The organism is Paraburkholderia dilworthii (genome assembly GCF_000472525.1).
Taxonomy (GTDB): Bacteria; Pseudomonadota; Gammaproteobacteria; order Burkholderiales; family Burkholderiaceae; genus Paraburkholderia; species Paraburkholderia dilworthii.
This window is the reverse complement of sequence record NZ_AWZT01000096.1, coordinates 1-7863: the sequence shown is the minus strand read 5'-3', so window position 1 is coordinate 7863 and position 7863 is coordinate 1. Positions and strand designations below refer to the sequence as shown.

The 7863-nt window shown below is 58.7% G+C and carries 8 protein-coding genes; 1 reads left to right on the top strand and 7 read right to left on the bottom strand.

Going from position 1 to position 7863, the window contains the following annotated elements; genetic code table 11:
• From F759_RS0134655 to F759_RS0134630, 6 genes are all read right to left on the bottom strand, one after another.
• Window positions 1–256: IS4/Tn5 family transposase DNA-binding protein (locus F759_RS0134655; protein WP_027803810.1), on the bottom strand; the 256-nt coding region annotated here is incomplete at its 3' end.
• Between the two features lie 504 nt (window positions 257–760).
• The gene (locus F759_RS0134650; protein WP_036026126.1) at window positions 761–1846 is read right to left on the bottom strand and encodes a porin; all 1086 of its coding nucleotides are present in this window, start codon (window positions 1844–1846) and stop codon (window positions 761–763) included.
• Window positions 1847–1940: 94 nt separating this feature from the next.
• Entirely contained in the window at window positions 1941–3191 is a 1251-nt protein-coding gene (locus tag F759_RS0134645) for an MFS transporter (RefSeq protein WP_027803808.1), read from the bottom strand.
• Window positions 3192–3292: 101 nt separating this feature from the next.
• Window positions 3293–4249, bottom strand: coding sequence for a PDR/VanB family oxidoreductase (locus F759_RS0134640; protein ID WP_036026129.1), 957 nt, complete (start codon window positions 4247–4249; stop codon window positions 3293–3295).
• Window positions 4250–4260: 11 nt separating this feature from the next.
• Entirely contained in the window at window positions 4261–5040 is a 780-nt protein-coding gene (locus F759_RS0134635) for an SDR family NAD(P)-dependent oxidoreductase (RefSeq protein ID WP_027803806.1), read from the bottom strand.
• 60 nt (window positions 5041–5100) lie between these two features.
• Entirely contained in the window at window positions 5101–6372 is a 1272-nt protein-coding gene (locus tag F759_RS0134630; RefSeq protein WP_027803805.1) for an aromatic ring-hydroxylating dioxygenase subunit alpha, read from the bottom strand.
• 149 nt (window positions 6373–6521) lie between these two features.
• Between F759_RS0134630 and F759_RS0134625 the strand changes: the two genes are divergently transcribed.
• Window positions 6522–7280, top strand: a complete 759-nt coding sequence (locus F759_RS0134625) for an IclR family transcriptional regulator (RefSeq protein WP_027803804.1) — start codon at window positions 6522–6524, stop codon at window positions 7278–7280.
• Window positions 7281–7337: 57 nt separating this feature from the next.
• Here F759_RS0134625 and F759_RS44710 read toward each other — a convergent pair whose 3' ends face one another.
• Entirely contained in the window at window positions 7338–7847 is a 510-nt protein-coding gene (locus tag F759_RS44710) for a substrate-binding domain-containing protein (RefSeq protein ID WP_456088831.1), read from the bottom strand.
• Between the last annotated feature and the right edge of the window lie 16 nt (window positions 7848–7863).

Below are 7863 nucleotides of genomic sequence, written 5' to 3'. Positions count from 1 at the left end.
TGAAGCGCTCTGCACTCGCATGGAAGTGACCGCTCAAGATCTCCTGCTCGCTGACCCGCTGATTAGACAGGAATCGGTAAGCGGCCTTCGTTGAAGACCNATCCTGACATGCAAAAGGGATCGTNTGGCCTATGCCNGACCACAACCGTTCCAGCACCATGCCAAAGCGTTTGCGCAATCTGGCATCCTGAAACCTGCTCGCCTCGATCTCCTTCTCGAACCAGGCTCGCTCGTCTGCCCGCTCTTCTTTAGCCATCTCGCTCGCGCAATGACTATAACGCGTGCCAGGTTACCAGGTTTCGTGGCTGAAATGTGGGTAATCACAAGGCTGGTGCCGCGCTTACCAACAATCTAGCAACCGCCCCTGTTCAGCGGCCGTTGCCGTTCCAAGCCAGCAATCCAGCGCACGAACTGGACGCAGCGTGGGTCCGACGCTCAGTCGCATTCAAGCGAGATGCTTCCTTGAACATCGCGAGTTGCTATCGCCTTGGCGACCACCTTCTCGCCTTGGGCGAAGAAGCGAGGCACCTCGCGTCTTGATAGCACCCGCCATAGGCACTTGCTGGTGAAGCATCACTGCAACAGCCTTGTGCCCGCACTATGCCATGCGAAAGACGCAGTGCGCTAGTTTTGCGCTGGAGAACGGAAAGGACATGCTGCGCCGAGCTAAGCGGACAGAACTGTTCGCAAGCGGACGCGCGGCGGCAGCCGAAGTGCTTGCTTCCTGCACAATCCGTGACGAGCTGCTGATGCTTGCGACTCAGAACGAATGCGCAATGCCGACCACCACCGCGAGTTGGTTCGCGCCGGTCGCGACTGGCGTGGTCGAGCCTGTCGCACTCAAAGCAGACTTCGTGCTGTTGATAACATACGCGACATCCGCGTACAGCGTGGTGCGCTTGGATAACAGATAGTCCGCGTTGACGCCTGTGCTTATGGCATGCGCCGACACCGTCCGAAATATGTGATAGTACGCAGCGGCCGAAACGTGGAATGCTGGGGTCACCTTATAGCGAAGGCCTCCGAATGCCATCGTCTGCGGTGGGGACGCCGCAAGCGTAGCGACAATGTCGTTCAGAAGGAGTTCGTAACCAGCGTACAGGGTCGCATTGCCGATGGCCCACGAACCGCCCGCCAGATACCGCCGTTCGCTGTCGCCGGACGAGGCCACACTTGTACCTCGGCGTTGCTCATATACCAGGGTCAAGTTAAATGGTCCTTGGCGATACCGTCCACCGATATCAAATTGCTTCCCAACCCGGAACTCTCCCGGCACCTGACTACCGTTCGCAATCGTCGAATCGTAGCCAAAACTATAAAGAGCGTTCAACTCGAACGGACCAACGTGCCCCAGATATTCGAGCGCGTTATCAGCGCGTCCAACAAACTGTGCATCCTGGGCGGACAAGCCATAGCTTGAGTAGTTCAGAGGGTCAAGTGCAAGGGAAAAGCGATACATCGGTGTCATCTGGCGGCCAGCCATCACCGCACCAAACTTGTCGCTTTCGAGACCAACGAACGCCTGCCGGCCGAACAGCCGTCCACCCTGCTGTAAGGTGCCGTTGTTTGTCGCGAAGCCCGATTCAAGTGTGAATATCGAGCGCAGACCATCGCCCAGGTCCTCCTTGCCCGTAAATCCCCAACGCGAATTGATGCGATTGCCGGTGTTTACACGAAACAGGTTGCCGGAACCTTGCTTGGCTGCGTGAGTGACGTACTCAACGCCAGAGTCGAAAATGCCATAGAGCGTTACCGACGATTGAGCGTGAGCTGCAAATGTTGCGAACGAGCATAGCGTAGCGGCGAATACAGTCCTCACCAGTCGCGTAGCGTGATTCGATTTCAAGCTTGTCTCCTTACCTTATGTTGGTAGTTGTACTAATTCAGTGTTACAGCGAGGAGCGTCGATTCTTCGTCCTGCGTTCGACGCTGCAGGATGCTTAAACTTGAGCGATGCGTTTGCTCACGAACAACATCGCTACAAGACCGATGACCGGCCCAATGGCCAGCGTAAGCACGGCTAGCACGACGGAATGTGTTCCGCCATAGACATGTCCAACGGCCAGTGGGGACACCGCACTTCCCATCTGCCAGATGGCGTTTGTCCAGCCAGCGCTCGCTCCCGCCAGCCGCTTACCGGATGCATCGCTCACCTGTGCCATTAACACCGGCAGGTAGCCATAGGAAAATGCGCCCAGAATCGGTGCGACGATATAGAACTGCGTGACGGTCGAGCACATGCCGAAAACAATCAGTGTGATAGCGAACGCGACGAGAACCAGGATGGACATGAGCCGACGCGAGATGCCCGGCAGGTCAGAAATCCACCCGAGTGTAGGTTTCGCAACGACCGCGCCGATGCCGAAGGACGCGATAATCGACCCGGCCACGACAGGAGAGATGCCGTATTGGCGCGTCATCAGCGCATTCCCCCATGCGCCGAAGCCAACAGTCGCCCACAGACCACCACAACCTGCAATGGAAAGGAATATCAGATTGCGATTGCGCAAGAGGCCGAGCATCTCCTTGGCACTGTTGCGAGCCGGCGCTCGCTCTCCACCCGGGCGATTCTTGAGAAACAGCAGGGAGACGATGCCCCAGGCGAACGTGGCGACGCCGAGCATGCGAAACGCGCTCGACCAGCCGTACTGCGCGGAAATTGTGGGCACGATTGCATTGGCAAGCACCACCGCGAGCGATGTCGCCGTCGTGTAAATACCCATCGCTCGACCGCGGTCTCGCGTGAACCACGCAGGAATCACCTTCATCCCGGCCGAATAGTCAGCGCCCGCGGCAAAGCCCATCGCGAGTTGAATCAGAATGCCCACCGTCAACGAGGTCGTTTCACCAAAGAAGAATGTGAAGACGCCGAGTGGAAGCAAGGCAAGCGTCATCATTGCGCGGCCGCCGAGATAGTCAGTCAGCATGCCTCCAATGATGTTGGCCACCACGTACCCTGCGTAAAACGCGGTGACAAAGGCACCAAGTAGCGACACCTTGATACCTAGCGATGCACCTACGGGTGCCGCGACCGTGCTCCATGCGACACGGTCGACATAGCTGAGAAGAAATGCTGCCCACACGATGAACAGGGCAACCCATCGGTAAGGGCTCGCTTCCGTTTCACGGGCGCTCAGGGCAGACCAGTCTGCACCCGACGCGTCAGTCGAAGACGCAAGGTTCTTTTCCATGACTCCTCCATGCAGGGCGTGCACACGCCGCCCTTATTCTTCTTCGGTTTGAACATCCAGCACCCAGGTACGGGCCGGGCGAGTATTGCCAGAGTGCAGCGTTAAAGGTCCAGCACGAGTCTGCGGGACTTCGAGCGGGAGCAGCATGGCAGGAACTGGTCGTTGCGCGACTGCTCCTCCGGGGATAGAAAAAGGTCGCGGTGTTCCGGCTCACCGTCGAGCACTCGGGTAAGGCAGGTTCCACAGATTCCCTGCTCGCATGAGACCGGCACTTCTACCCCAGCGTCCGCCAGCGCCTGCGTCACCGTTCGGTCCGCGGGGATGCACACCGTCTTGCCGGTGCGTGCAAGGCATACTTCGAAGGCGCCATCAGTCGACGTGTCGGCGGCAGCGGCCGAGAAGAACTCATAATGCAGTTGAGTCTCCGGCCACCGATTGGCACGCGCGGCATCAAGCACCGCATTCATGAAACCTTGTGGTCCGCAGACATACAGGTGCGTTTCCGGGGTGACTCCGTTCAACAGCGCATCAAGATGAAGTCGTTGCTCGTCGTCAAAGTGATATTTAACGCGTTCCGACCATGGCGCATTCGCAAGCCGCTCCAGGAACGCCGCACGGGAACGGGAGCGTGCGCAGTAATGCAGTTCGAATTCTTCGCAGGCGTGGTCGAGGTGTTGTGCCATGCAAAGAAGCGGAGTCAGCCCAATGCCTCCGGCTACCAACAGGTGCTTTACAGCATCCGGCGCGAGGGCAAAGTGGTTCCGGGGCATGCTCACGCGCAGTTCATCACCTTCTTTAACTGCGTCGTGCATACCTGCCGAACCACCTCGCGATTGGGCTTCGCGTAACACGGCAATTTGGTAGCGTGACCGCTGGTGCGGCGCGCTGCAAATTGAATACTGCCGCACATGCCCCGTTGGCAAGTGAACATCGACGTGTGAACCTGCATCGAACGCCGGCAAATCACAACCGTCTGGACTCGCAAGCTCGAAACTGACGATTCCGTCAGCCTCGATATTGCGCCGTGCGACGCGCACGGTCATTGTCGAATCGTTCATGGTCAGCACCGTTACATAATCGACAAGCCACCGTCGACCATCAGCGTCGTGCCGGTGATAAACGATGCCTCGTCGCTCGCCAGCCATAGAATCGGCCAGGCGACCTCCTCGGGAGACGCCCATCGTCCTATCAACGAGGTGTCTTGCCTCTGCGTCCTGAGCACTTCTACGCTTTTCCCAGCGGCCTGCGCGCGGTTAACGTGAAAATCAGTCAGCGTCGAGCCGGGGCATATTGCGTTGGCGCGCACGCCATGCGCCGCCTCCTCAAACGCAAGCGTGCGGGTCATGGCAAGCATGCCGGCTTTAGTTGCGTCGTAAAGGCCCATCCCTTTGCGGCCGGTAACCGCGTAACAGGACGATACGTTGACGATGCTTCCCGCCCCCGCCTGCCGTAGAAACGGCAAGGCCGCCTTGCAGTAGTTCGAGGTGCCCACCAGGTTCACCGACACCATGCTTTGCCATTCTTCCGGCGTCGCGTCGGCGAGCGCGCTGTAGTTGCGCATCGCGGCGTTGTTGACGAGCACGTCAAGCCGCCCAAAGCTACTTACCGCGAGCTCGGCCGCCGCAGCCGCCTGGGCTGCGTTGGCGACGTCAGCGACATGCGTTTGAACCTGTGCAGCCGGGTCACGGCTGAGCAGCTCGTCGACGACGTTCGCGAGGGCTTGTGAATTTGCGTCGACGAGGATGACTGCCGCACCTTCGTCGCAGAACACGCGTGCGGTTGCGGCCCCAATGCCGCCTCCGCCGCCGGTAATCAGCGCGACTTTCTCTCTTAGTCTTGAACCTTGCATCTCGCGCCGGCGTGGTGCCGGCCTCCTTATACAGAGAAGATTGGGGAGCGTTAAGCTCGCTCAGATGGAGTAAATCGGCTGGCCCTTGCCATCCGAGAGATGGATGACCGCCCACTCTTGCGGTTTCTGGTCGCGCGGGAGCAATGCGCCGGCCGCGCGCACGCGCTGCTGGTCTGCATCGATTGCGGGCGGGTCAGTGTCAAGCTGCAAAGCAGTAGCTGCCTCATAGAGCATGCGTCGAGCCATTACGATGGCGCGGTCCGTCGGCAGCAGCTTCTCTTTGCTGTGGTCCTGAATGGCACCCATGCTTTCCTGCAGCGACGCGTCCTGCATCGCGAAGCCGAAGACGCCGGAATAGGCGCGCTTGTCCTTCTGGGCCTGACGGTCAATCAGATAGTCGTTGTCCTTGTTCGCCTTCGGACGGAACGTGCCTGGCTCATATTCGCAGTGAATGCCCTTACCTGCGTTCAGGTCGCTCATCTCTTCCTCGGACAGCGGACGGTCCGGACGGAAATTGATACTCCACGCCCAGCAGGTATGGTCGTCAATTGGCACCCAGACGTGGCCCGCCAGCGAGTGGTCGCCAAATGGCGGAATGAGCGTGTACCACGGGAACAGGTACTGCGTGATGCGCCAGTAGTAGGAATCCGGCTCACCGTTGCGACGCCCGAACAGCGTGAGTCCGAACGGCTGCTTCTCGATTTCGAAGATGACGTTGCCGTCCGCCTTGATGTATTCGAGCGCCTTGGTGCCCTGATGCATCGGGTCTTCGTCGACCTCGTAACGGTGGACGTACGACACGTGACTCGTGTCGATGCCGCCTTCCATCGCCTGCAGATAGTTGGACTCCTGCAGACGCTTTGAGACGAACACATGGTCCGGTGGCAGGTTGCACCACTCGAGGTCTGGCGGTGCCGGTTGCTTCTCTTTGGGGCCCATGTAGGCCCAGACAATGCCGGCGCGCTCGATACACGGGTAGGCAGTAATGCTCATGTGTTTGCACGCCTGCGGCGCAGACGGCACCTCGACGCAGTTGCCGTTCCGGTCAAATTTGAGACCGTGGTACGAGCAGCGGATGCCGTTTTCCTCGTTGCGCCCGAAATATAGCGAGACACCGCGATGTGAGCAGAACTCGTCAATCAGCGCTGCGTTGCCATCTGAATCCCGGAATGCCAGCAATTTTTCGCCGAGGATTTGCACACGCACCGGTGGGCAGTCCGGCTCGGCGATTTCGCTCGCGAGCAGTATCGGGACCCAGTAGCGCCGCATCAGATTGCCCATCGCCGTGCCCGGGCCGGTGCGCACGAGCGTTTCCGACATGTTCCTGTCCATGCTCCAACTCCAATTTGTATGTGACGTTTGTCCGTCTAGTGAGAATGTGTTTTCATTGTACGGACACGAATTGGAAAGCTCAAGCGCCGGGATATAGGGGATTTTCTCTACAATGGCGCTGACAACACCGCCCAAAGGGACCGTAGAAAATGGAAGAAAAGAAGGCGCACGAGAGCGTTCGCGCGGTTGAGCGGGCATTGGAAATTCTTTTGGCGTTCAGACCGGGGGACAAATCGCTGACGGTCGCGGAACTGCTCGCGCGGGTAAATCTCAGCCGCCCGACCCTCTATCGACTGCTAAATACGCTAGAACAGGCGGGCTTTCTGGCGTCGTCAGGCGAGCCACAGCGATTCAACCTAGGAAGCTCCGTCGCGCAATTGGCTCACGTATGGTTGAGCGACCATCGAATTGCCGAACTAGCGCTACCGGTGCTGCGAAACCTCAGAGACGCGACGTCCGAAACCGTCGCCCTATTCGTTCCCGACGACACCTATCGGCTCTGCGTAGCCGAACTGGAAAGCATCCACCCGCTCAGTTTTCGGCGCGGCGTTGGATACCGTGAAAAACTGGTGCGTGGAGCGAGTGGGCGCACCATCCTTTCGCAGATGCAACTCGGACCGGAAGAACTTCGGCGCTACCTGGTCGACCCCAGCCAGGACATATCAGCGCTGATGAGCGACATTGAAGAAATCCGAGTCAAGGGTTTCGGTACCAGTCATCACGAATTGATTGAGGGCGCTGTGGCTGTGGCAGCACCGTTCTTCAACGGTGCTAACCAGGTCGCCGGTTCGCTTTGCATTTTTGGCCCGAGCAACCGGGTCAACGAGCAGCGTGTTGAGCAGTTCGCTGAACTGCTAAAGCATGCGACCGCAGATTTGTCCCGACTGCTCGGGCATCGGAATGCCTGACAAGCAATGGCGCACGACACCCGAGACATTGCCTTGACCATAAAAGGCGGCTTCTCGTCATCTTGAGTAAAGTTCGCCAGGCATACCTATCGGTCGCGCCCCTGCAAAGCGATGCTCAACAGTTCGGGGGATATTTGTCGGCGTAATCACAACGACCGACGAGGACAGGCCGACGGCCGACGCCGGCAACAGCTTATGAAAGTGCATGATGGAGTGGCACGCGCTGCGCATATCCTGCCGGAGGTCGTGATGCAACACAGCGCTCAGTTTGCCGTCACGCAGCAAGTCAACGTTATCTTTGTCAAGGTCATGCCCGATAAAACATTTCGGCGCCTGACCCAGCGNGCCGAGCGCACGGAGTATTGCAACGTTGCCTCCNCCCATCGAATAGACCGCGACAATTTTGCGCTCTGCATCAACGGCCCGCTTGACTCGCTTCTCCGTTTCCCTGTCGAGGCCGTGCCCCCCGCTGGCATCGACGAGTCTTAGCTTCGGATTTCGGCGGGTCAATTCATCCCGAAAGCTCGCTCCGCGTTCTTCTTCCCCGCGAAACCGCTCACTACTCATGGTGACCAGAACATTG

What these genes read in the sequence shown, in the direction of transcription:
- F759_RS0134640 (WP_036026129.1), bottom strand. Translation starts at nt 4,249, where the DNA reads ATGAACGATTCGACAATGACCGTGCGCGTCGCACGGCGCAATATCGAG.
- F759_RS0134630 (WP_027803805.1), bottom strand. Translation starts at nt 6,372, where the DNA reads ATGGACAGGAACATGTCGGAAACGCTCGTGCGCACCGGCCCGGGCACG.
- F759_RS0134645 (WP_027803808.1), bottom strand. Translation starts at nt 3,191, where the DNA reads ATGGAAAAGAACCTTGCGTCTTCGACTGACGCGTCGGGTGCAGACTGG.
- F759_RS0134635 (WP_027803806.1), bottom strand. Translation starts at nt 5,040, where the DNA reads ATGCAAGGTTCAAGACTAAGAGAGAAAGTCGCGCTGATTACCGGCGGC.
- F759_RS0134625 (WP_027803804.1), top strand. Translation starts at nt 6,522, where the DNA reads ATGGAAGAAAAGAAGGCGCACGAGAGCGTTCGCGCGGTTGAGCGGGCA.